Here is a 23215-nt window from a genome sequence, read left to right on the forward strand (position 1 = left end):
CGCCCGTGATGATCGGGGCACGCGTAGCCGCTGCGCCGGACGGATTTGGCCGCCGGCGTAGAGGAAAGTCCAGGCTCGCCCGAGCTGCGAGGCTCGGAGTGTTCGCGCCCGGGGCAACCCGGGGCGGCGGACGGCCTGCCTCCGGGCAGGTGCCGGGTCCGTCGACGGCGGCGAACGGAACTCCCGGAGTTCCTATTAGCCATAACGTGCCACAGAGACGAGCTCTTCCGGCGACGGAAGAGGTGGAACGCGGTAAACCCCGCGAGCGAGAAACCCAAATGATGGTAGGGGAGCCCTCCGAAGAGAAATGAATCGGAGGAGGGATCGCCTCCGGCTTCGCCGGCGGCGATAGAAAGATGGCTACGCCTCCTGTACGAGGGCCGGGCACCCGTTGGCAGTACGGGAGGACAGAACCTGGCTTACAGTGCCGCCGATCGCCCACACGGGCGCATACCAGCCGCGGAAGCTTGTGCTTCTGCGGCTTTTGGCGTTTTCGGGGCGGGATGGGGGTTCGGTTGATTTTTCCCGGGACGGCCTGCATACTATACGTAGGGATGAAGGAGGGTGAAGGGATGGCGCCGTATCGCGTGCTCATCTTGAGCGCGAGCTTTGGGGAAGGCCACCGGCAGGCTTCCCGGGCGATTCAGGAAGCGCTCTATCTTCGCCATCCGGATGCGGCCGTCGAGATCGTCGATTACGTCCAGTCGATCAACCGGACGTGGAGCCGGTTTGCGCAGTTTTTTTACCTCCAGGGGATCAAACGGGCGCCGGTCCTGTACGGCTTTTTCTATAAACAGTTCAACCGCATCCCGACGGATTCGACCTTAAGCCGCAGCATGAGCCGCATCGGCCACATCATCGGCGGGCGAAAACTGAAGGAATACATCGATCATTTTCGCCCGGATGCCGTCATTCATACGTTTCCGTCTTCGGCCGGAGCCTACGCGGAGCTGAAGCGGCAGGGCGAGACGGCGGTGCCGTCGTTTACGGTCATCACCGACTACGCCGCCCACCGGCAGTGGATCCACCAGGAGACGGACCTTTTTTTTGTCGGGGCGCCGAAGGTGCGCGACGAACTCATCGCCGAGGGGGTGCCGCGGGAAAAGATCCGGGTGACGGGAATCCCGGTGCGGCAGATGTTTTTGCGGACGTACGACCGGGCGGAGCTCGCCCGCCGGATGGGCCTTCGCCCGGATCGGCCGACGGTGCTCCTCCTCGCCGGGGCGTTCGGCGTCTCGGAGCAGATCGTCGCCGTCACCCGGGCGCTCCTCGCGGAGCCGGTGCCGCTTCAACTCCTCGTCGTCACCGGCCGGAACCGGCGGCTCTATGAGACGATGGCGGAAGTGGCGGCAGAAGCCGGCGGAGGGCTTCGGGTGTTCGGTTTTGTGGAGAATATCGCCGAGCTGATGGCCGTCTCGGACCTCGTGTTTACAAAATCCGGCGGGCTCACGACGTCGGAAGCGGTGGCGATGGAGGTGCCGATGGTGTTCTTCAAGCCGATCCCGGGCCAGGAGGCGGCGAACGCGGACTTCCTCGCCGGCGCCGGGGTGGCGGTCATCACCCGGCAGCTCGACGACCTCATCGCCTTCACCCGCCGGTTTTTGGACGATGCCGGACTGCGGGCGGCGATGAAGGGCCGGTTTCTGCCGCTCAAGCGGTCGATGCATGAGACGACGATCGTCGAGGAGCTGGAGGCCTTTCTCGCGGCGGCGAAAGGAGCTCGGCGATGACGCTTCTTGCCTTCGTCCTCGCCTACCTCCTCGGTTCGGTGCCGTTCGGCCTCCTCTTCGCCCGGGCGGTCGGCGTCGACCTTCTTCGCTGCGGGAGCGGGAACATCGGCACGACGAACGCCTTTCGCTGCGCCGGCCCCGTCGTCGGGACGCTCACCCTCGTCTTCGACGTGCTGAAGGGGCTCGCCGGCGTTTTTTTGCTGGCGCCGCTCGTCCACGCGCCGTGGGCGCTTTATGCGACGGGGCTTCTCATCATCCTCGGCCACACGAAATCGGCCTTCCTCCGCTTTCGAGGCGGGAAGGCCATCGCGACGAGCTTCGGCGTGCTCCTTTATCTCAACCCGTGGGCGATCCTTCTCGCGGCGGCGGCGTTTGCGGCGGTCGTCGCCCGGACGCGGACGGTGTCTCTCGGTTCGATCACGGCGGGCGTCGTCTATCCGCTGCTTACTCCGTTTTTTCGGCATGATCCGCTGTTCATCCTTCTTTCGTACGCCCTCGGCGCGTACGCGATCTGGCTGCACCGGGAAAACATCCGCCGCCTGCTCGCCGGGGAGGAGCCGAAGTTTACGTTCGGCCCGCGGCGGGACCGGCCGCTTCGGTAGGCGCCGGGAAGGGCGATGGGGCCGCCCCGTTGCCTCCGTTCGCCCCGCGTCCGGTGGGTCGCCCGGCCGGCCCGCGCCCGGAGGCAAAGAAGCGGCCGAACGGGAATAAGGACCGGCGGCCAAGGCGGTCGAAAGGGGGCGAAGCGGATGCTCGGCCCGGAAGCGGAACGGCGGCTTGCGGCGCAGCTGATCCGGACGCTTAAGGAGGCGGAGGCGGCGATCGCGCAGGCGTGGTCGACGGGAGATCGGGCGCGGCTTTCGCGGCTCGGCCACGCGCTCAAGGGGAACTCCGGCGCCCACTACTTCGGGCTTTCGGCGATCCGGGAGGCGGGCGCGGCGCTCGAGGCGGCCTTTCGCCCCGCGGCGGGTCGCTCCGATCCGACCGCTGGCGAGGCGCCCCGGACGGCCGGCCCGGACCCGTCGGCCCACGTTGCGGCGGCTTCCGCAGGCGAAAGCGGGGCCGGAGGCTCCTCCGGCCCCGAAGCGGGGGAACAGGCGGTCGACGCGGCCCGGCAGGCGATCGCGGCGGCGATCGCGGCGCTTCGGGAACGTTTTCCGGCTCCGGAGCCGGACGAGCGCTAGCGTCGCCCGTCGATTTCCGGGCGTCGGGGGGCCGCCGCCCTGGGGCGGGGCCGAAAACGCCGCCGCCGGGGGCCGGCGTCTTGACGGGACGACAAAAAGACCGCCGGAAGGGCGCGGGCGGCCCGATGGGCGTCGGAAGCACCGCCGGAGAGGTTTGGGAAGCGCCGCCGGACGGCCCTAGCGGGGAAGGTAGGCGGCGATCCGGGGCTTGATGCTGTCGATGGCGATGGCGAACCCGATGCTCTGGGACCCCCGGACGATGGCGGCGTTCATGCCGATCACCTGGCCGTAGAGGTTGAAAAGCGGCCCGCCGCTGTTTCCGGGGTTGATGGCGGCGTCGGTCTGGATGACGTCGTCGTAGTCGTGCTGGCCGGTCCGGACCGAGCGGTGTTTGGCCGAGATGACGCCGACGGTGACGGTGTTTTCGAGCCCCAGCGGGTTGCCGATGGCGATGACCCATTCGCCGACGCGGGCCGCGTCGGAACTCCCGAGGACGGCCGCCGGGAGCGGTCGGGGGGCGCTCACCTTGAGGACGGCGAGATCCCGTCGAACGTCCTGCCAGACGAGGCGGGCGGGCCGGACGAACGCCCCTTGCCGGACGCGGATCTCACCGGCCCGGTCGATGATGTGCTGATTCGTCAGGATGTAGCCGCGGGGATGGATGATGAAGCCGGAGCCGAAACTTCGGCCGAGGGGCGGCCCGTCGTCTTCGGGGAGGAAAAAAGGGAGGAAAAACGGGCCGAAGGGCCCGAAGGGAAGCTGCCGTTCCCGGTCGGTCTCGATGGCGACGATGATCGGTTTGACCCGCTCGATGACGTCGACGAAGATGTTGGCCGGATGCGGCCGATCCGCCGGATCGGGTCGCTCTGCCGGTTGGGCCCGAAGGAGGTCCAGGGCGAGGCGTTTTTTCTTCGTCGGCTTCACGGTCCCCACCTCTTTCCGGGTTCGCTACAGTGTATGTCCGGCGGCCGGCCCGGTCACGTTCGTCCGCCCATGGCCCGGAAAGATCGGTTCGGCCGTTCGACCGCGGCGCTCAGGCAACGGGACGGGAAACGGTTCGTCGACCATCCGGTTCGCATCCGCCACGCCCAGAAAGATCCGTTGCATCTTTTCTATGATGTGATACAATAAAAACGATGAATCGTGCTTGATGCTGGAGTTCTGAATCATCATCCTATGAAACGAGGGGGTTCCCGATGAAGCGGAAGGTGCTCGTCATCGACGATGAGAAGGAGCTGGAGCTCCTCGCCCGGGAGGTGCTCGAGCCGGAGGGGATCGAGGTTCAGGCGGCGGAGACGGGGCTGGACGGGCTGGAGCTTCTCAAGCGGAACCGTTATGACGTCGTTCTTCTCGACCTCAACCTTCCGGACGAAAACGGGCTCGAGATTTTGAAGCAAGTCCGGGACAAGGACCTCATGACGCGAATCGTCATCATCACCGCGTACGGCTCGATCGAGTCGGCGGTCCAGGCGATGAAATCCGGCGCCAACGACTACCTGGCGAAGCCGGTCTCGGCGGAAAGCCTGAAGGACGTCGTGATGAAGCAGCTTTCCGGCAAGCGGGAGGACGAGGCGTATCCGATTTCGATGCAGGAAGTGGAGCGGAAGCACATCGCCTACGTGCTGAAGCTCTTCCGGGGGAACCGCCGGAAGACGGCGGAAGCGCTCGGCATCAGCCTCCGGACGCTGTACTACAAGATCAAGCAGTTTGACCTTCGGGACGTCCGCTGACGCGCCCGACCGGAAAGCGCCTCCGGCGACCGATCGGCGCGGGCGGGGGCGCCCGGTTCGGGGACAAGCCCATCGACCACCGGCGTCGGCCGCCGCCGTGGCGGCGGTTTGCCGGCGGCCCTCCGATCACGTACAATGGGGTAGGCGGTGAAAGGAGGGCCGTTTTTGTTTCGCTACGACCTCGTCGCCGTCGACGTCGACGGCACGCTGATCGACGACGCCTTTCGGGTGCCGCCGAAGACGCGGGCGATCCTGCGGGAGATCCACGCCAGCGGCCTCGTCGTCGTGCTGGCCACCGGACGGAACCCGAGCGGAACGGTCCCCCTGCTGTCCGAAATCGGCATCTCCGGCCCGCTCATCGTTCACAACGGGGCGTTCGTTTTCGATCCGGCGACGGGCCGGGAGTTTTTGACCCTTTCCCTCGGACGGTCGCGCTTGCCGGATCTTTTTCGCTTCGCCCGGGAACACGGGCTTCACTACGACGTGAATACCACCTATCACCTGTACGTCGACGCGTCGATCGCGCCGGAGATGGCGGCGCTGTACGAGGCGTATTACGCCAAGCCGCTCGTCGTCGCCGACTGGTCGGAAGTGACGGAGCCGGTCGTCAAGGTGACGATGATCGGATCGGAGGCGCACGTCGATCGGATCTTTCCGGAGGCGGTGCGGGCGTTTCCGGAGTACCGGGTGCTTCGGAGCGGGGAGACGTACATCGACGTCGTCCATCCGGAGGCGAACAAGGGCGCCGGGCTCAAGGCCGTCGCCGCCGCTTACGGCATTCCGCTTTCCCGGACGATGGCGATCGGCAATTACTATAACGACCTCGAAATGTTTGCCGTCGCCGACTTCGCCGTGGCGATGGCGAACAGTCCCGACGAGGTGAAGCGGCGGGCGGATGCGGTGACGGCGTCGAACAACGAGGAAGGCGTCTACCTCGCCATCCTCCGCTATGTCCTCGGCGACGACCCGGCGGGGCGGGAGACGATCTGACCGCCGGGGGGCCCGACTGGGCGCTCGCCGGGAGAAACGGCGACGGACCAGAAACGGCGACGGACCAAAGTAAAGTTTATGGATAGAAGTCGCGGCAAGATCGAAGGTCGCGGAGCGAACGGGACGGAAGCGCGAAGAAAACGAGCAGCGGAAGGACGAAAAACGGCGAGAGTCCAGGAGAACGAGGCGGGGCGCGCGATGGAGCGGGAGAGGGCAGAAATGCGGGAAGAGGGCGCACAAAAGCGGGAAGGACGGCGGTTTCGGCTCGACCGGGAGGCGATTTACGCGCATCCGCGCGTCATTTTTTTGCGCGATCTCATTCCCATCGATCGGTATCTCGACGAGCTGGAGGCGGCGATCAACGCCGTCTTCGTCGCCCGAGGCGAGACGGTCGTCCAGAAGCGGCGGGTGGTGGCGCTTCGGGCGACGGACGACGATCGGCTCGTGTCGGCCTTCAAGGCGGCGATGTACCTCGGCAATTACCACGACATGGCGAACCGCGAGCGGTTTTTGAAGCGGATGGTCCGGGGGGAACATTCGTACGAGCCGATCCGCGGCGAGTCGATCTTGTTCCTCTTTATCGGCGTGGGAAAGCCGGTCTACGACCATCTCGTGACGTACAGCGTCGGCCGGACGACGCGGATCGCCGCCGGACAGCGGGCCAATCTCCCGTGGGGGTATGAGGTGCCGGTCGAGGCGAAGCACCCGGAGCGGTACATCGAGATGAACCTGCCTCGCATCCGGGAGGTCGTCCAGTGGGTGACGCGCTCGGCGGACAACCCCGACCCCGAGCAACTGCAGGCGATGCGGTCCTCGCTTCCGGTCGGCTACATCATGCCGCCGTTTTTGCTGGAGTTCAGCGAGGAGGCGTTGATCAAGCACGTCTTTCGGCAGCGGCTGTTCGAAAAAGGGGCTCAAGGGGCGACGGTCGACGTCGTGAGCGACATGTGGGAGGCGGTGCTCGCGATCGATCGGGAGAAGTGGGAGACGCTCTACGATTACCACGGGCCGCATCTCCCCCGGTGGCGGCGGGCGATGCGCCGGCTCAGAGACGAGAAGACGACCCTTTCGGCGCTCCTCGAGGCGGCGGGCGTGCCGGTGGAGCGGCTTCCGGACGGGCGGCTCGCCGTCCCGGATCGGGAGCTGTATCCACTGCTCATGGAGACGGTCGGCAAGCTCCCGCCGACGATGTGGGAGCGGCAGGCGGCGGTCGGCGCCGACCGGCCGTCGGGAAAAAGCCGCCGGCCGGAGGAACGCCGTCGATCGGAGGAACGCGGGCGGCCGGAAGGACGGAGCGGATCGGAGGCGGCCGGCCGACCGGACGGTTTGAGGTGATTCGGTGCGGCTGTTTCGCGAACTCGGTTGGTTTTTCTGGCAGGAACGCCGGGCGTATGGGCTCGGCGCGCTCTTTTTGGTCGTCATCGCGTGCATCAATCTGCTCCCCCCGTACTGGGTCGGCCGGACGGTCGATGCGATCCGGTCGGGGACGGTGACGCCGGCGGAGCTTGCGCGAACGAGTCTGGCGATCCTCGCCGTGGCGGGGGTGTCGTATGCCCTCCGGTACGGGTGGCGACTTTATCTGTTCGGGAGCGCATATCGGCTCGGGATGCTCCTTCGCAACCGGCTGTTCGCCCGGTTTGTGCGGCTTACGCCGGCGTTTTACCAGCGGGAGCAGGTGGGCGACCTCCTCGCTCACGTGACGAACGACGTGGAGGCGCTGGAGGCGGCCGCCGGCGAAGGGGTGATGACGCTCGTCGATGCGGTGAGCATGGGCTGGCTCGTCGTCGGCATGCTGTTCTGGCTCGACGGGCGGCTGGCCCTCGTCGCTCTCTTGCCGATGCCGGCGATCGCCGTCCTGACGAAGCGCCTCGGAGATGCGATGCACGAGCGCTTCGAGCGGGCCCAGGGGGCGTTCAGCGCCCTGTCCGCCAAGGTGCAGGAGGGGATCGGCGGCCTCCGGGTGCTTCGGGCGCTCGGCCAGACGGATCGGGAGGTCGAAGCGTTCCGGCGGGCGGCGGAGGCGGCGGCCCGGGAAAACGTCGAGGTGGCCAAGATCGACGCGCTGTATTATCCGGTGATTTTTTTCTTCGTCGGGCTGTCGTACTTTCTCACCGTCGCCGTCGGCGCGCTGTTCATCGTGCAGGGGACGCTCACGCTGGGAACGCTCACGTCGTTTACGATGTACCTCGGGCACCTCATCTGGCCGATGCTCGCCTTCGGGTATCTGTTCAACATCATGGAGCGGGGGAGCGCCTCGTACGACCGGATCCGGCGGCTTCTTACGGCGGAGCCGGCGGTCGCGGACCGACCGGGGGCGGATCCGCGGCCGCCTCGGGGGCCGATCGCGATCCGCATCCGGCGCTTCGCCTACCCGAATGCGGCGGCGCCGGCGTTGGAAGCGGTGTTCGTCGATCTGCCGGAAGGGGCGACCCTCGGCGTCGTCGGTCCGGTCGGAGCCGGGAAATCGACGCTCCTTCGCCTTCTCGTCCGGGAGTATGACGTCGAAGACGGAGAGATCGCGATCGGGGGCCGGCCCCTTTCGGCGTTCACCCTCTCCGCCCTTCGGACGGCGGTCGTCTACGTCCCGCAGGAGCCGATCCTCTTTTCGGCGACGGTGCGGGAGAACATCGCCTTTGCCCGGCCGGAGGCGCCGTTTGAGGCGATCGTGCGGGCGGCCAGGCTGGCGGAGCTCCACGACGACATCGTCCGGTTTCCGGAGGGGTATGAGACGCCGATCGGGGAACGGGGGGTGACCCTCTCCGGCGGGCAACGGCAGCGCCTCGCCCTCGCCCGGGCGCTCCTTCTGGATCCGGAGGTGCTCGTCATCGACGACGGCCTGTCGGCGGTGGACGGCCGGACGGAGGCGCGCATCCTGGCCAACCTTCGGGCGGAGCGCCGGGGCAGGACGACGATCATCGCCGCCCACCGCCTGAGCGCCGTCGAGGCGGCGGATCGCATCCTCGTCCTGATCGACGGGCGGGTGGCGGAGTTGGGGGATCATGCGTCGCTCATGGCCGCCGGAGGGTGGTACGCCCGGACGTACCGGCGGCAGAAGCAGTGGGCGGCCATGCGGGAGACGCTTAAGCAAGCGGAGGGACCCAGCGTTGGACGGCGGGAAGCGTGACGCGGCGGACGAGCGGGTCGAGTACGGCGTCCGGCGGGCCCGCCGCGTCGGCCGACGGCTGCTTCGGTATGCGGGGCGGGAGTGGCGGCTTTTTCTCGTCGGGTTCGCGTTCCTGTTTCTGGCCACCGCCGGGAACGTCCTCGGGCCGGCCCTCATCCGGCGGTTTATCGACCGGCACCTCGTCCCCGGCGATTTTGCGCCGAAGCCGCTTTTGCTGCTGGCGGCGGCGTATCTCCTTTCGCTCGTGCTCACGGCGGTTTTTCAGTTTTTGCAGTATGTGGCGTTCGGAAAGGCGGCCCAGCGGATCGTCCTCCGGATCCGGATGGACGTCTACCGGCGGGCGACGGGGTTTGCCATGGCGTTTTACGACCGGGTGCCGTCCGGGTGGCTCGTCTCCCGGGTGACGAACGACACCGAGGCGCTCAAGGAGCTGTACGCCACGGTCATCGCCGCTTTTGTGCAAAACGGGGTGTTCCTCCTCGGGGTGACGGGGGCGCTCTTCATCCTCGATCCCCGGTCGGCTCTCTGGCTCGTCTGGGTGCTTCCGGCGGCCTTCGGGCTCATGGTCGCCTACCGGCGGCTTTCGGACGGCGTCGTCCGCGCGGTGCGGAAGACGCTCTCGGCGCTCAGCGGCTTTTTGGGCGAGGCGCTCGCCGGCATGCGGGTCATTCAGGCGTACCGGCAGGAGGGCCGGTTTCAGGAGCGGTTTGAGGCGCTCACGGCGACGGCCTACGGCGCCCAGCTTCGGCGGATCCGGCTGAACGCCCTTCTCGTCCGTCCGGCGGTCGACGTCCTCTACCTTCTCGCCCTCGTCGTCCTCGTCGACGTCTTCGGGCTCCGGTCCCTCACCGGCGCCGTTTCCCTCGGCGTGCTGGTGGCGTTCATCGCGTATGTCGACCGGATGTTTGAGCCGGTGAACGAGATGATGTTCAGCTTGACCTTTCTGCAGGGAGCGCTCGTCGCCGGCGAGCGGGTTTTCGGGCTTCTCGATCACGAGGAGCCGTTCTTTAAGCCCGAGCGGCTGGCGCCGGGCGGGATCCGGGAAGGGCGGATCGAGTTTCGCGACGTGTCGTTTGCGTACGATCCGGCCCATCCGGTGCTCGACGGGGTGACGTTCACGGTCGAGCCGGGACAGACGGTCGCGCTCGTCGGCCCCACCGGCGCCGGCAAATCGACGATCGCCGGCCTCATCCTCCGCTTTTACCGGCCGACCGCCGGCGAGATCCGGATCGACGGCCGGCCGCTCGACGACTACGACGAGGCGGTGCTCCGGCGGGACGTCGGATATGTGCTTCAGGAGCCGTTTTTGTTCGGCGGCGACGTGGCGTTCAACATCCGGCTTTATGACGACGTTCCGGAGGAAGCGGTCGCGCAGGCGGCGGCGTTCGTCGGCCTCGACCGGCGCCTGGCGCGCCTTCCGGAGGGGCTTCGGACGCCGGTGATGGAGCGCGGGGCGGCGCTTTCCGCCGGAGAGCGGCAGCTCGTCGCTTTTGCCCGGGTCATGCTTCGAAACCCGAAAATCCTCATCCTGGACGAGGCGACGGCGAGCGTCGATTCGGAGACGGAGGCGCTGATCGAGGAGGCCCTCGCGCGGATGCGGCGGGACCGGACGACGATCATCATCGCCCACCGGCTGTCGACGATCCAGAAGGCCGACCGGATCTTCGTCCTCTCCCGGGGCCGGATTGTCGAAGCCGGGACGCACGAGACGCTCATGGCCAAAGGCGGTCTATACGCGACGATGGTCCGGTTGCAGACGGAAGGGGAGGCGGATTTCGGCTGACGGGCGGGGGGCGTCAGGACGACCGGCGGTGCGGCCGGCGGGAAAGGCGCGGCGGCGGGAAGGCGCGGCGGCGGGAAGGCGCGGCGACCGGCGGGAAGGCGCGACGGCGGGACGGGCGATGGGACGGGCGGGAAGGGGGACGGACGGCCGGTGAGGTGCGCGCGACGGCCGGCAGGAGTTTTTCGTCCCGGCGGCGAATCCCCCAAGGAACGAGGGATCGGAAAAAGATCGGCCCAAGCGGGCATCCTGTAAAGGAGGCGGGAGGCTTGAGCGATCGGCGCATTTTCGTCAGCCGGCGTCTTCCGGAAGCGGTGCTGGCGCCGCTCCGGTCGCTCGGGACGGTCGAGGTCTGGCCGGAAGAAACCGTCCCGCCGCCGCGGGAGGTGCTCCTCGAAGCGGCGGCGCGCGCCCGGGCGATGCTCACCCTGATCACCGACCGGATCGACGCCGAAATGATCGAACGGGCGGAGTCGCTCGCGATCATCGCCAACATGGCCGTCGGGTACAACAACATCGACGTCGCCGCGGCCCGGCGGCGGGGCATCTGGGTGACGAACACGCCGGACGTTTTGACCGAGACGACGGCCGATCTCGTCATGGCGCTCCTGCTCGCGGCGATGCGGCGGCTTCCGCAGGCGGAGCGGGCCCTTCGGGAGAGGCAGTGGCAGGGCTGGTCGCCGTTTGACTTCGTCGGCCTGGACGTTCACGGCAAGCGCCTCGGCATCTTCGGCATGGGCCGGATCGGCCGGGCGGTCGCCCGGCGGGCCCGGGGATTCGACATGGAGATCCTCTACCACAACCGCCGGCGCCTGCCGGAGGCGGTCGAGCGGGGCATCCCGGCCCGGTACGTCGACTTTGCCGCCCTCGTCCAGGAGAGCGACGTCCTCGTCATCCTGGCGCCGTACGCGCCGGAGCTCTACCACCGGTTCAACCGGGAGGTGCTGTACGGGATGAAGCGCGGCGCGGTGCTCATCGTCGCGTCCCGGGGCGGCATCGTCGACGAGGCCGCCCTCGTCGAAGTGCTTCGGGCCGGTCACCTGGCGGCGGCGGGCCTCGACGTCTTCGAAACGGAGCCGATCCCGCCGGATCATCCGCTTCTTACGGTCGAAAACGCCGTCCTTTTGCCCCACATCGGGAGCGCCACGGTCGAAACCCGCCTCAAGATGGCCGAACGGGCGGTGGACAACATCGTCCGGGTGCTCACCGGCCGGCCGCCTCGGGATCCGGTCGACGCCGACGGGCCGTAACCGGGAAGGGGCGGCCAAAGCGGCGGCGTTGCGGGGATCGCCGGGGAAGGAAAAGAAGCGCCGCCGATCGGCCGGGTCGCCGATGCGGGCGCTTTCGGGCGACGGAAGCGCCGGGAGGACGATGCCGGCGCCTTTTACGGCGGAAGAAGCGGGAGAGGCAGCGGCGAAAAGGATGACGCCGGTGCCTTTTTCCGGTATAATGGTGCTGATCAGAGAAACGAAGTTCTGTCAAACGAAACAACGGCGCCGGCCCGGCGGCCGGCGGATGAGGAGGCGGCGCCATGGACGTTCGGACCCTTTGGCGGGAGCTTATCGTCGACGGGAAGACGTACCGCTACGTCGCCCTGCCGGAACTTCGGCATTTCGGCTATCGGCCGGAGCGGCTCCCGTTTTCCATCCGGGTGCTCCTCGAGGCGGCGATCCGGCAGCTCGACGGTCGGGCGATCACCGAGGAGCACGTCCGGCTCATCGCCGGCTGGGAGACGGCGGACAAGACGAAGGAGATCCCCTTTTTGCCGGCGCGAATCGTGCTCCAGGATTTTACCGGCGTGCCGGCGGTCGTCGACCTCGCGGCGATGCGGGAGGCGATGGCGAAGCGGGGCGGCGATCCGCGGCGGATCAACCCCCTCGTGCCGGTCGACCTCGTCATCGACCATTCGGTCATGGTCGACGTCTACGGCTCCAAAGAAGCCCTCGAGGCGAACATGGAGTACGAATTCCGGCGGAACATGGAACGCTACCGCTTCCTCCGCTGGGCGCAGAAAGCGTTTGACGACTTCCGGGTCGTGCCGCCGGCGACGGGGATCGTCCATCAGGTCAACCTCGAATATCTCGCCACCCTCGTCCGGGAAAAGGAGACGCCGGACGGGACGGTGCTCTTCCCCGATTCCCTCGTCGGCACCGACTCCCACACGACGATGATCAACGGCCTCGGCGTCGTCGGCTGGGGCGTCGGCGGCATCGAGGCGGAGGCGGGCATGCTCGGCCAGCCGCTCTATTTCCTCCTGCCGGAGGTCGTCGGCTTCCGCCTGACGGGGAAGCTCCCGGAGGGGGCGACGGCGACGGACCTCGTGCTCACGGTGACGCACATCCTGCGGAAAAAAGGCGTCGTCGGCAAGTTCGTCGAATTTTTCGGCCCCGGGGTCAAGACCCTCTCCCTCGCCGACCGGGCGACGGTGGCGAACATGGCGCCGGAGTACGGCGCGACGATGGGCTACTTCCCCGTCGACGAAGAGTCGATCCGCTATCTCGCCCTCACCGGCCGGGACGAGGCGCTCGTCCGACGGGTCGAGGCGTACTACAAGGCGCAGGAGATGTTCTACGGCGACGGGACGCCGGATCCGGTCTATTCCGACGTCGTGGAACTGGATCTCGCCACCGTCGTGCCGACGATCGCCGGGCCCCGGCGGCCCCAGGACCGGATCGATCTGGACAAGGCCAGGGCGACGATCGAGACGCTGTTCGAAAAACCCGTCGCGGAAGGCGGTTACGGCCTCGCCGGCGAGGCGCGCGAGCGGGCGGTCCTTGTCCGGCACCCGAGCGGCGAGACGTCGACGCTCCGGCACGGCTCGATCGTCATCGCCGCCATCACGAGCTGCACGAACACGTCGAACCCGAGCGTTATGATCGGCGCCGGCCTCGTCGCCAAAAAGGCCGTCGAACGGGGGCTCAAGGTGCCGCCGTACGTCAAGACCAGCCTCGCGCCGGGTTCGCGCGTCGTGACTCGCTATCTCGAAGACGCCGGCCTCTTGGAGGCCCTGGAAAAACTGGGGTTTGCCGTCGTCGGCTACGGCTGCACGACATGCATCGGCAACAGCGGTCCTCTGCCGGATGAAGTGAGCGCGGCGATCCGGGACGGCGACCTCACCGTGGCCGCGGTCTTAAGCGGCAACCGCAACTTCGAAGGGCGGATCCACGCCCAGGTGAAGGCGAACTTCCTCGCCTCGCCGCCCCTCGTCGTCGCCTACGCCATCGCCGGGCGGGTCGACATCGATCTCATGACGGAGCCCCTCGGCACGGACCGGGAAGGGCGGCCGGTCTACCTGAAGGACCTCTGGCCGACGTCCCGGGAGATTCAGGACGCGATCCTCAAGACCGTCACGCCGGAAAAATTCCGCGAGACGTACCGGGACGTCTTTACCGGCAACAGCCGCTGGAACGCCATCGACGTGCCCGAAGGGATGCTTTACGCCTGGGATCCGAACTCGACGTACATCCAGCATCCGCCGTTTTTTGAAGGGTTGGAGGCGGAGCGCGGCATCCGGGACATCCGCGGGGCGCGGGCGCTGCTTCTCCTCGGCGATTCGGTGACCACGGACCACATATCCCCGGCCGGGGCCATCGCCCCGGATTCGCCGGCGGGCCGCTATCTGCTGGAGCGGGGCGTCGCCCAGCGGGACTTCAACTCTTACGGCTCCCGGCGGGGCAACCATGAGGTGATGATGCGCGGGACGTTCGCCAACATTCGCCTGCGGAACCTGATGCTCCCCGGCACCGAAGGCGGCGTGACGAAGCATTTCCCCAGCGGCGAGATCATGAGCGTGTACGAGGCGGCCATGCGCTATCGGGCCGCAGGGACGCCGCTTGTCGTCCTCGCCGGAAAAGAATACGGCACCGGCTCATCCCGCGACTGGGCGGCCAAGGGGACGGCCCTCCTCGGCATCCGGGCGGTCATCGCCGAAAGCATTGAGCGCATCCACCGGTCGAACCTCGTCGGCATGGGGGTGCTGCCCCTCGAATTCATGCCCGGCGAAAGCTGGCGGTCCCTCGGCCTGACCGGGGAGGAGATCTTCGACATCGAAGGTCTTCACGACGACCTCCGGCCCGGCGCGGTCCTCACCGTCCGGGCGACGCGGCCGGACGGGCGGGTGACGACGTTCAACGTCAAAAGCCGCCTCGACAGCGTCGTCGAGATCGATTACTACAAAAACGGCGGCATTTTGCAGACGGTGCTCAAGCAGCTGATGGCATAAAATGGACGCCGCTCGAGCGAGGGGCGACGATCGGCGGCCGTCCTTCGTGGCGACATCCGTCCGCCGAGGGGGGCAATGCTTTCGGTCCGCCGCCGCGACGGATGCTTGGAATCGGCTGCCCGTCTGGGCGGACCCTGGCCGCCGGCCGTCCGCCGCGGCGTGTCCTTTTGGAAAAGACGGCCGGTCGGATCCGGCACCGTTTGAGACGGGAAACGGGTTTGTGGAACAGGGATCGGTTTTTGTGGTTCAGGCGCCCCGGCCGGGGCGCTTTTTTTCCGGCCTGTCTCTTGGGGCGGCAGCAGCGCACTTGAAGAATTTTGCTTTACCGTGATAACGGGATAAAGGTTGACAACCGGCGGCGGACGTTTAGAATTAGAGGCATATGAATGCACCGCCTCGCAATCATATGCAGAAGGGGTAGGTTTCTCTTGAAAAGAATGGAGAATGAAGAAAGGGAAGGGAGACCGAAGATGGATCGGGACCGCAAGACAGAAACGCCGGCCGCGCTTCGTCGTCTGGGGCGCAGGCTTCTTCCGCTCTTTTTTCTCGTCGCCTTCGGCGCGGGTCTGGCGGCGTGCGGCGGCGGTTCTCAGGGGGGAGGCGCCGCGGGCGGCGGTGCGTCGTCCGAGGGGCCGGCGGCCGGCGGCGAGAAGACGATCCTCGTCGTCGGAAGCGACGCCGCTTATGCGCCTTTTGAGTACGTGAACGAAAAGGGCGAGATCGTCGGCTGGGACATCGACCTCATCCACAAGCTGGGGGAGCTCGGCGGCTTTCAGGTGGAGATCCGGAACCTTCCCTGGGATTCCCTTTTCCAGGAAGTGAAAAACGGCGGCGTCGACGCGGCCATCTCCGCCATCACGATCACCGACGACCGGAAGCTCACCTACGACTTCAGCGATCCGTACTACGTCGCCCACCAGCTCGTCCTCGTCCCCGAAGATTCGCCGATCCAGACGCTTGAAGATCTCAAGACGAAAGCCCGCTACGTCGGCGTGCAAAACGCGACGACCGGCCACATCGTCGCGCAAAATCTCCTCGGCAAGACGAGCCCGAAGATCAAAGCGTACGAGTCGACGCCGCTTGCGATCCAGGACATGCTCGGCGGCAACACCGACGCCGTCATCGCCGACAACGCCGTCGTCATCGAATACGTGAAAAACAACCCGAAGGCGAAGCTTCGCTACTTCGACGATCCGTCCTTTGAAAAAGAGTATTACGGCATCATGGTCAAAAAAGGGAACGCCGAGGTGCTCGATCGGATCAACGCCGCGCTGAAAAAGGCGAAAGAAGAAGGCGTGATTCGGGAGATCTTTGGAGCGGACGTCGAATGAGATCGCGCCGCCGGCACGGGTGAGGGGGACGGACGGTGCTCGACCTTCTGGATTTTCGCCCGGAGATCATCTGGAATTACCGGGAACTCTTTATCCGCGGCGTCTACTACACGTTCATTCTCTCCGTCGCCGGCGTGGCCATCGGGCTCGTCATCGGCCTGTTCGCCGGGATGGCCAAGCTCTCCCGGCGGGCGTGGCTCCGGGTTCCGGCGGTCGTCTACATCGAATTTTTCCGCGGCACGCCGCTTTTCGTCCAGATTCTCCTCATACACTTTGCCGTCCTTCCGACCCTTCTCGGCAAGGCCCAAAGCCCCATCGTCTCCGGCATCGTCGCCCTCGCCGTCAACTCCGGCGCCTACATCGCGGAAATCTTCCGGGCCGGCATCCAGTCCATCGCCCGCGGACAGATGGAGGCCGCCCGCTCCCTGGGCTTAAGCCACGCCCAGGCGATGCGCTACGTCATCCTGCCGCAGGCGCTCCGGCGGATGATCCCGCCCCTGGGGAACGAATTTCTCATCGTCCTCAAAGACTCGTCCCTCCTTTCGGCCATCGCCGTTCCGGAGCTTGCGAACGCCGGTCGAATCGTCAACGGCGCGCTGCAGCGGCCGTGGGAGGCCTTTCTGACGGTGCTCGTCCTCTACCTCATTCTGTCTCTCGTCTTGAGCGCCCTCATCCACCGCCTCGAAGGCCGCCTTTCGGCGGGCCGAAGCGGCTGAGGCCGGAGGCGACGGGCCGGGATGCACCGGCGTGAAACGCGGCGGCGGGAAGCGTTGGCGTGTAAGCAGGCGGCGGTCGGAAGCGCTTCGGTTCGCCGGCGTCCGGGGCCAAAGGCGGCGTCGCCGGTGCCCGACCGTTTTCGGTGAAGCGGTCACGGCGAGCAGGGAGGTTACGCGATCGATGCTGGAGAAACGATCGGCGCCCGAGACGCATGAGCCCGCAGCGCCCCTCATCTCCGTCCGGGGCGTGAGCAAATCCTTCGGGACAAACCGCGTGCTGAAGAAGATCGATCTCGACGTCTACCCGCAGGAAGTCGTCGTCATCATCGGTCCTTCGGGATCGGGGAAAAGCACGCTCCTTCGGTGCCTGAACCTCCTCGAGACGGTCGACGAGGGGGAGATCGTCGTCGACGGCGTCCGCCTCACCGACCCGAAGACGGACGTCGACGCCGTCCGGCGGGAGCTCGGGATGGTCTTTCAGCACTTTCACCTGTTCCCGCACATGACGGTGCTGGAAAACCTCATCCTCGCGCCGATGAAAGTCCGGCGGCGGCCGCGGGACGCCGCCGTCGCCGACGCCCGGGAACTGCTCCGGAAGGTCGGCCTCGCCGACAAGGAGGACGCCTATCCCGACGCCCTCTCCGGCGGGCAGCAGCAGCGGGTCGCGATCGCCCGGGCGCTCATGATGAAGCCGAAGGCGATGCTGTTCGACGAGCCGACGAGCGCCCTCGATCCGGAGATGGTCAAGGAAGTGCTGGACGTGATGAAGTCCCTGGCGCGGGAGGGGATGACGATGGTCGTCGTCACCCACGAGATGGGCTTTGCCCGGGAGGTCGGCGACCGGGTCGTCTTCATGGACCAGGGGGAAATCGTCGAGGTCGGGACGCCGGAGGCGATCTTTTCTCGGCCGCAAAACCCGCGGACGCAGACGTTTTTGAGCAAGATCCTTTAAGCGGCGGACGTTGGCGCCCCGGTCTTCAACCGCTCCGGGCGTCGGGCTTTTCGACGGATCCGCAACCTCCCGTTTTGATCGCGCTGCGCTTCAGGAGCCGTTCGCTCGCAAGATGAGAAGCCGTCCGGTCCCCGGGCCGGGCGGTATTTTCTTGCAGAAAAAAGGAATTCATGGTAATATCAAAGCGAGTATCGTCGAAAGAAAGGAAATCTCGTGGCGATGAGGACGCGACGGAGCCAGCGGTACCGGCTGCTTCGCCTGCTCATGCTGCTTCGGACGGGTCGCGCGCCGTCCGCCCGCCAGCTCGCCGATATGCTCGAGATCTCCCTTCGGACGGTCCGCCGGGACCTCGATGAACTGCGGGACGACTGGGGAGCCCCGATCGAGTTCGACCGCCGCCGGGGAGGTTACGTCCTCACGGACCCGAACTGGCAGCCGCCGATCGGTCCCTTTACGGAGCTTCGCCTTTCGGCCGGGGAGGCGGTGGCGCTCCTTCTGGCCCACACGGCTTTTGAAGCGATGCGGGGAACCGGCCTCGAGGACGCCTTTCGCTCTCTCGTCGCCAAGCTGCCGGCGTGGCTTCCGGAGTCGGTGAGCGTCAATCCGGAGGAGCTTCGCGCCATGTTTTCCTTTGCCTTTGAACCTCTGCGGGGGGATGCGCGCGAGGTGGCCGAGCGGCTTCATGCGCTGCGCCAGGCGATCGACGGCCGGCGCCGCATCGTGCTCGAGTACGCCTCGGCCTCCCGCGGCGAGGTGACCCGTCGGGAGGTCGAGCCGTACCATCTCCGTTACTTCGACGGCGCCTGGTACGTCGTCGGCTTTTGTCGCCTAAGGCAGGATCTCCGGATCTTTGCCGTCGACCGGATTCGCGCCATCGAACCGACCGGGCGGACGTTCGCCCCGCCGGATCCGGAGCGGTTTTCCCCGGAAACGTACTTTGCGGCCACCTGGCGCCTCGAACGAGGCGAGAAGATGGTGCGGGTCGCCGTCCGCTTTACGCCGGAGCAGGCCCGCTACATGCGCGGTCGGAGGTGGCACCCGTCCCAGGAGGCCGTCGAAGAGCCCGACGGGTCGCTCGTTCTTCTCTTTCGCGTCCTCGGCCTCGAGGAGATCAAGCGATGGATCATGCAGTTCGGCGCCGCCGCCGAGGTGCTCGAACCGCCGGAACTTCGCGACAAAATCGTCGCCGAAGCCGAGAAAATAATTGCACGATCCAGAGTGTCACGTTCTGTCACCCTGGATGGGGTAAAAAAGGGGTAAGCTGGCCTCGGTGTTCCGGCCCTCGGGGGGAGGGTTCCGGATCGTCGGCCCGCGGACCGTCGATCGAGGCGGGCGAGGCGGTGGACATGTCGGACCGATCCTGGTCGCGCTTCGGCGTGGACCGGGCATCGAGCGGTTCGACGCCCGGAGGGTCCTGGGGGATTGGCCGCAAAAGGGGGAGAGCCTTCGATGGCGAGGCGGCAGAAGGAGCCGTCCGTGCCGACGGCGACGTTTCATCTGTCAGCGCCGAGCGGGCATTTTTGGATCGATCTCGGGCTTGCGGTCCTCCATGCGGAGCTCGGCCCGGGGCCGCATCCCGTCGATGCGGTGCTGGCGTGGTTGACCGACCGGTACGTTCAGCCGACCGGCAATACGGGAGAGTACTACGATCGTTCGACCGAAAGCCTTCGTTCGTATCCGAAGAAAAATTGGGTGTATCCGCTTAACTTTTTTATTAAAGTAACGCCGGATTCGGGGGAAAAGGTCAAGCGCCTGATCAACGGACAAGAGAAAGCCTACCCCACCCAGCCGCCGGTTTACCGGCTTGAGCTCAAATTCAGCGCCCGACCGGGGCGATGTACCGTCTGCGGGGCCGAGGCACCGACGACGCAGGCGGGGATGTGGGTCTTTCCGTTCGCCGTCGCTCCGAACAACTTCGGCAATTTTTATTCGATGACCAAGCAGGGGATCGACCTCTGTTCCCGCTGCGCCCTCGCCGGCGCCGCCGGATACCTCGGCTGGCTATGGCGGGCGGCGGGACGAGAATACATGCACTTTTTTATCTTTCACGGCGAACTTTCGACGATGAAGGGGCTTTACGAAAACCACATCCGGCCTGCGCAGCTTAAGGCAACCAAAAGCGGCAACGCTTCGATGGCGTTTTATGGGCCGTATGTCCATGAGTCGACGCTCGGGCTTTTACTCGATCTGTTCGCGCGCCTCCGAGCAAGCGACGGATCGGCCGCGTCGGAAAACGGGGGAAATCTAGGGGCGACTCAAGACGGGGGTCTGGCGATCTTGCGGCGCTTCTTTGACGTGGAAGCGACGGTGCCGGTGCCGCTTACGTTGTATGCCATCCATGGGACGTTCGGACAAGCGCTCGAAATCAAGTCGATCCGGACGTTTTCCCGGCTCGAAGCGCACTACGGCCGGTACGAGCGGTGGTTTGACCGTCTTTCGACGGTCGGTTTTTCGAGTCCGGGGAGGGTGATCGGCCAGATCTTCAGGCAGTTTGTCCGGGAGCGCCGTCAACCCGGTGGGGATCGGAGTCTGCGTCAGGAGACGATCTGGCGGGATCGGGTGGCCCGGGCCGTCCTCACGGAAGAGGATCCTTTCCCGGCCATCGAGCAGTTTCTGTACGAGGAGCGGGCGCGGGATAAGGATCGGCGGCCGCTTGTCGCCGGGACGCTCGTTCTTTTCGATCACTACGCCGAGGAGGTTTTACGGATGAACCCGTCATTTTTAAAGATGCTGTCCGGCTTTGGCTATTCGCTGGGGAAGAAGGCCTTTGAGGAAAAAGAGATGGGCGTTCTGTACATGATGCGAAATGCAAAAAACATCCAGGAGTTTTATCGCGTCCTTAATGACATTCAGTTCCGCCTGAAGATGACGGTGCCCGAAGCGCTTCTCATGTTCGAAGCCGGCGATCGGATCGCCGGCGTGCCCTGGATTCGCCTCAAAACGATGCTCGCCATCTACGCGATGAACGCCTATCTTCGGGCAGAAAATGGCGGCAAAGAAGAAGAGACAGAAGGAGAAGCGCTGGACCGCTCGGTTTCGTAAAAGGATCCGAGATCGCCGATCCAGAATGCATTATAGAATCAATAATTCAAAGCAAGGAGGCGTCATTCATGGTTAAAGCCATGGCCATCGGGTATCTGAGCAAAGTGTCCGCCGGCAATGTGAACGCGGCGCATACGGAAGGAAACGTCGTGGTCGCCAAAAAAGTGACGCTTCCGGATGGAAGCGCCTTGCCTTACATCTCGGGACAGGCGATCCGCCGCATGTTCCGCGATCGCCTGGCGGATTTGGGCTTTTCGCTGTCGGAGCCGTTCGCCAAGGTGGACGGGCAGGAAGTCACGCCGCCGGGACGGCCGTGGGAGTTCATCGACGAAGACCTTTTCGGTTATCTCGATGCCTCCGGGTCGAAGCGGCGCACTTCGCCGGTTCGCGTATCGGCGGCGATCGGTCTTTACCCCTATCAGGGCGATCGCGACCTCGGGACCCGCTCTTTTGAAAAGTTCAATCAGTCGATGGATGCGGGCGGCAATATGTTTGAGACCGAAGTGTACACCAACGTCTTTCGCGGTTCGGTCCTCATCGAGCTCGATCGCGTCGGCGTCTTTACCGCGCGAGAGCTCGGCGAAAAGTCAGAAGCAGGATCGCGTACCCTCGATAGTGTAGAACGGGAAAAGCGGTTGCACGCGCTTTTGGATGCGCTCGGTCTTCTCTGGGGCGGCGGGCGATCGGCGCGGATGCTGGCGGATCTTTCGCCGAAGTTTGTCGCGCTCACGTTTCTCAGCGTCAAGCACCCGGTCTTTCTTGAGGCGCTTATGGCCCGATACGAAAACGGAGCGATCACCCTTGATCTTGATCCGCTGAAAGCGGCCCTCGACCGGTTTAAACCCTATCAGGTAAAAACGTTCTTCGGGATGGATGCTGGATTTTTGGCAAACGAAGAGGATGTAAAGCGCGCTCTTGGGGCCTATGGGGAGGTTGGGGAGGTTCATGAAGCGATCCGCCGGGCCAAAGACGAGGTGACGGCGCTGTGGTGCGGGCCCTCCGCCTGACGCTCAGGGCGCCCTTCGCCTCGTTCCGAAGGCCGCTCGATATCAATTATCAACGGACGTTTCCTCTCCCTCCGCCGACGACGATTTTCGGCCTCATCGGGGCGGCCCTCGGGCTTTCAGAGCATGAGCTGTGGCGGCCGGACGGACCGGCTTCGAAGCTCAAGATCGCCGTCTGGAGCGAAACACAGCCGGGGCGCGGCGAAGATGTTTGGACGCTCCTTAAGATCAACAAGGGGAAAATGCAGCGTTCGCCCTATTTGCGGGAAATCCTCTTTGGCGTCCGGTATACGGTGCTCATCGGAGAAGCGGAAGCGGCTTTGCGAAAGGACGCTTCAGTCTCAGGTTCGGAGGAACCTTCGCACTCAGGGATTCTTCAGCAACTGGCCAAAGCGTTTGACGATCCGATCTACCCCCTTTCGCTCGGTCGGGAAGATGAGCTGGCGGAAGTGGAGGCGGTTGCTTTTGAGACGGTCGAAGCGGGGGAGCCCCGCTTTCACGGGACCGTGCTCCCCTTCGACGTGCGTAAATACCATCTGCGACCGATGCTCGCGGCGGGCGCCCGTCTGATGCCGCCGATCGTCGAGCCGGTTCCGCTTCGGTTTTCGGTCGATCCGCGCGGGGTCCGCAAGTCCGATCGCCTGAGGGTGATGAGCTTTCTCGCGTATGGGGTCATGGTTGAAATTCCGGAAGCCTCGGCGTGGCGCTGCTGCGGGAGGAATTTCGCATGGCTGAACTGAGCCGGGCCGACAGGCCGGACGATCGGGAGGCTCCCCCGCCCTCCTTTGATCAAGGGGATAAACCGGCCGCTTTTTCGGCCGATCCCTGCGGCGGCCTTTTCGCCAAGCCGGACGTTACGCTTTTGGACCATCTCACGGCGGTCCTCGAACTCGGGGAACGGCTGGTAGAGCGGCATTTTGATCAATCACCGCTGCTTGCGCTTCGGGCCCTGATGGCGTGTGCTTTGCACGATATCGGCAAGGCGACGGTTGATTTTCAAGCAAAGATGTGCCGCCTTCGACAGGGCATCGCCGCCGGACGCGGCCAGACTTTTCCTCATGCGCTTGCCGCCTTGCCTTTTGTGCTGGCGGCCGAACTTCTCCTGGAAGAATCGCCTGCAACGGCCCTCGCGGGCGATGAGACGGCGCATGGAGCGGCTGGAGGTGCTTTGCGCGAGCGTCGTCGAGAATTGCCGGCTACGGCGGCGGTCCTGGCCCATCATTCGTCCCTTCACGGCGACTTGTTTGTGGGTTTTGGCCTCCCCCGCTATGCAGGCGGTTATGAGGAGATTTTTCGCTCGATTTGGAGGCGTCTCGACGAAGCGGCGCGGCGGCTTAAGGCACATCCTCCGATCGTTCTTCCTGACGGCGAAAGGGTGCTGGCGCTGGCCAAAGAGTTGATGAAAGACGA

At 65.6% G+C, this 23215-nt stretch carries 19 protein-coding genes, 1 other RNA gene and 1 pseudogene; 20 read left to right on the plus strand and 1 reads right to left on the minus strand.

Features of this window, described 5'->3' with window-relative positions; genetic code table 11:
• Positions 1-15: 15 nt before the first annotated feature.
• The 4 genes from rnpB (at position 16) to SA87_RS03100 (ending at position 2914) form a co-directional block, all read left to right on the plus strand.
• Positions 16-427: RNase P RNA component class B (rnpB, locus tag SA87_RS03085), an RNA gene on the plus strand.
• A gap of 145 nt (positions 428-572) precedes the next feature.
• Positions 573-1730, plus strand: coding sequence for an MGDG synthase family glycosyltransferase (locus tag SA87_RS03090; protein WP_066199020.1), 1158 nt, complete (start codon positions 573-575; stop codon positions 1728-1730).
• On the plus strand, positions 1727-2332 hold the full coding sequence (gene plsY / locus SA87_RS03095) for a glycerol-3-phosphate 1-O-acyltransferase PlsY (protein ID WP_066199022.1): 606 nt from the start codon (positions 1727-1729) through the stop codon (positions 2330-2332). Before SA87_RS03090 ends, plsY begins: the two co-directional genes overlap by 4 nt.
• A 147-nt stretch (positions 2333-2479) precedes the next feature.
• On the plus strand, positions 2480-2914 hold the full coding sequence (locus SA87_RS03100; protein WP_066199024.1) for an Hpt domain-containing protein: 435 nt from the start codon (positions 2480-2482) through the stop codon (positions 2912-2914).
• 177 nt (positions 2915-3091) lie between these two features.
• On the opposite strand, the gene SA87_RS03105 is transcribed toward SA87_RS03100, so the two are convergent.
• Entirely contained in the window at positions 3092-3847 is a 756-nt protein-coding gene (locus tag SA87_RS03105) for a S1C family serine protease (RefSeq protein WP_245637629.1), read from the minus strand.
• 60 nt (positions 3848-3907) lie between these two features.
• Between SA87_RS03105 and SA87_RS13435 the strand changes: the two genes are divergently transcribed.
• The 16 genes and pseudogenes from SA87_RS13435 to SA87_RS14340 all read left to right on the plus strand — a co-directional run.
• Positions 3908-4045 carry a hypothetical protein gene (locus tag SA87_RS13435; RefSeq protein ID WP_169816894.1) on the plus strand — a complete coding sequence of 46 codons (138 nt, stop codon included), beginning with the start codon at positions 3908-3910 and terminating at the stop codon, positions 4043-4045.
• 65 nt (positions 4046-4110) lie between these two features.
• Positions 4111-4644 carry a response regulator transcription factor gene (locus SA87_RS03115; RefSeq protein ID WP_066199032.1) on the plus strand — a complete coding sequence of 178 codons (534 nt, stop codon included), beginning with the start codon at positions 4111-4113 and terminating at the stop codon, positions 4642-4644.
• Positions 4645-4809: 165 nt separating this feature from the next.
• Positions 4810-5634 (plus strand): Cof-type HAD-IIB family hydrolase, encoded by an 825-nt coding sequence (locus SA87_RS03120; RefSeq protein WP_066199034.1) that lies wholly within the window; start codon positions 4810-4812, stop codon positions 5632-5634.
• A 198-nt stretch (positions 5635-5832) separates the two neighbouring features.
• The gene (locus SA87_RS03125; RefSeq protein WP_245637630.1) at positions 5833-6969 is read left to right on the plus strand and encodes a hypothetical protein; all 1137 of its coding nucleotides are present in this window, start codon (positions 5833-5835) and stop codon (positions 6967-6969) included.
• A 4-nt stretch (positions 6970-6973) separates the two neighbouring features.
• A complete protein-coding gene (locus SA87_RS03130) occupies positions 6974-8758 on the plus strand; it encodes an ABC transporter transmembrane domain-containing protein (protein WP_066199035.1) in 1785 nt (594 codons plus the stop codon).
• Positions 8739-10541 (plus strand): ABC transporter ATP-binding protein, encoded by a 1803-nt coding sequence (locus tag SA87_RS03135; protein WP_066199036.1) that lies wholly within the window; start codon positions 8739-8741, stop codon positions 10539-10541. Before SA87_RS03130 ends, SA87_RS03135 begins: the two co-directional genes overlap by 20 nt.
• A 266-nt stretch (positions 10542-10807) precedes the next feature.
• On the plus strand, positions 10808-11788 hold the full coding sequence (locus tag SA87_RS03140; protein WP_066199038.1) for a 2-hydroxyacid dehydrogenase: 981 nt from the start codon (positions 10808-10810) through the stop codon (positions 11786-11788).
• A 281-nt stretch (positions 11789-12069) separates the two neighbouring features.
• Entirely contained in the window at positions 12070-14760 is a 2691-nt protein-coding gene (gene acnA, locus SA87_RS03145; RefSeq protein ID WP_066199040.1) for an aconitate hydratase AcnA, read from the plus strand.
• A gap of 470 nt (positions 14761-15230) precedes the next feature.
• A complete protein-coding gene (locus SA87_RS03150) occupies positions 15231-16091 on the plus strand; it encodes a basic amino acid ABC transporter substrate-binding protein (RefSeq protein WP_082718505.1) in 861 nt (286 codons plus the stop codon).
• Between the two features lie 35 nt (positions 16092-16126).
• Positions 16127-16807, plus strand: coding sequence for an amino acid ABC transporter permease (locus SA87_RS03155; RefSeq protein ID WP_245637631.1), 681 nt, complete (start codon positions 16127-16129; stop codon positions 16805-16807).
• A gap of 181 nt (positions 16808-16988) precedes the next feature.
• Positions 16989-17759, plus strand: a complete 771-nt coding sequence (locus tag SA87_RS03160) for an amino acid ABC transporter ATP-binding protein (RefSeq protein ID WP_066199042.1) — start codon at positions 16989-16991, stop codon at positions 17757-17759.
• Between the two features lie 219 nt (positions 17760-17978).
• Positions 17979-19019, plus strand: coding sequence for a helix-turn-helix transcriptional regulator (locus SA87_RS03165; protein WP_066199045.1), 1041 nt, complete (start codon positions 17979-17981; stop codon positions 19017-19019).
• 189 nt (positions 19020-19208) lie between these two features.
• Positions 19209-20801, plus strand: a complete 1593-nt coding sequence (locus SA87_RS03170; protein ID WP_066199046.1) for a hypothetical protein — start codon at positions 19209-19211, stop codon at positions 20799-20801.
• Between the two features lie 68 nt (positions 20802-20869).
• On the plus strand, positions 20870-21808 hold the full coding sequence (cas7i, locus tag SA87_RS03175; RefSeq protein WP_066199049.1) for a type I-B CRISPR-associated protein Cas7/Cst2/DevR: 939 nt from the start codon (positions 20870-20872) through the stop codon (positions 21806-21808).
• A complete protein-coding gene (cas5, locus tag SA87_RS03180; protein ID WP_082910453.1) occupies positions 21787-22545 on the plus strand; it encodes a CRISPR-associated protein Cas5 in 759 nt (252 codons plus the stop codon). The genes cas7i and cas5 overlap by 22 nt, the downstream gene beginning before the upstream one ends.
• Positions 22533-23003, plus strand: a pseudogene (locus SA87_RS14340) (CRISPR-associated endonuclease Cas3''); the annotation flags it as partial. The gene cas5 and the pseudogene SA87_RS14340, both read left to right, overlap by 13 nt.
• Positions 23004-23215 lie beyond the last annotated feature (212 nt).

Source organism: Hydrogenibacillus schlegelii, from assembly GCF_001653195.1.
GTDB lineage: Bacteria > Bacillota > Bacilli > Thermicanales > DSM-22653 > Hydrogenibacillus > Hydrogenibacillus schlegelii.